At 56.1% G+C, this 617-nt stretch carries 1 protein-coding gene; it reads right to left on the minus strand.

Annotation, left to right across the window (positions count from 1 at the left end; genetic code table 11):
• Positions 1-59: 59 nt before the first annotated feature.
• Complete coding sequence (locus tag NUV89_RS29765) at positions 60-275, minus strand: DUF6124 family protein (RefSeq protein ID WP_257784131.1); 216 nt, start codon at positions 273-275, stop codon at positions 60-62.
• Positions 276-617: the final 342 nt, after the last annotated feature.

Here is a 617-nt window from a genome sequence, read left to right on the forward strand (position 1 = left end):
AGTGAATTCAACACTGCCATCGCAGGCAAGCCAGCTCCCACAGTGATCGCATTGCAGGTTTAGGGCAGTGGGGCTTCGCGGTCCATCATCTGGCCGACCAGCAGCACACCTAGCTCGCTTAATTGATGGATGGCCAGGGCCACGTCGCGGTGTTCGCCGGTGAGGTCGTTGGACAGGTTGAGCAGCAGGGTGCGCACGGAAGAGAAGGTTTCGTAGCTGTTGAGCACGAGGGTTTCGGTGGGGAGGTTGGGGGTTACGCAATAAACATTAGCCATGGATCGTCTCCGAGCAAGGGACGCCTCACCACGGGCTACTAAACCCGATCACTGAACATTCAGCGACCGGCGAACCTTAAGAGACACCCCTCCAGACGCACAAGCCGGCGGATTCTGGCGTATGCGTAGGCAACGATACAAGGCTCATGCCCTATTGCCAGACCTGTCCTACAGCCTCTGTGGGAAAAATCCAAATCCACCTGCCGGAATGCAAAACAAATGTGGGAGCGGGCTTGCTCGCGAATGCGGTAGGCCAGTCAAAATATTTGTGACAGATACACCGCATTCGCGAGACCGACAAGCTGGCCGCTGAACTAATCAAGAAATACCCCGCCATGAAGA

Source organism: Pseudomonas sp. 18.1.10 (genome assembly GCF_024655625.1).
In the GTDB taxonomy this organism is placed as follows: domain Bacteria; phylum Pseudomonadota; class Gammaproteobacteria; order Pseudomonadales; family Pseudomonadaceae; genus Aquipseudomonas.

Coding starts and splice junctions, on each gene's coding strand:
- NUV89_RS29765 (WP_257784131.1), bottom strand. CDS start 275: ATGGCTAATGTTTATTGCGTAACCCCCAACCTCCCCACCGAAACCCTC.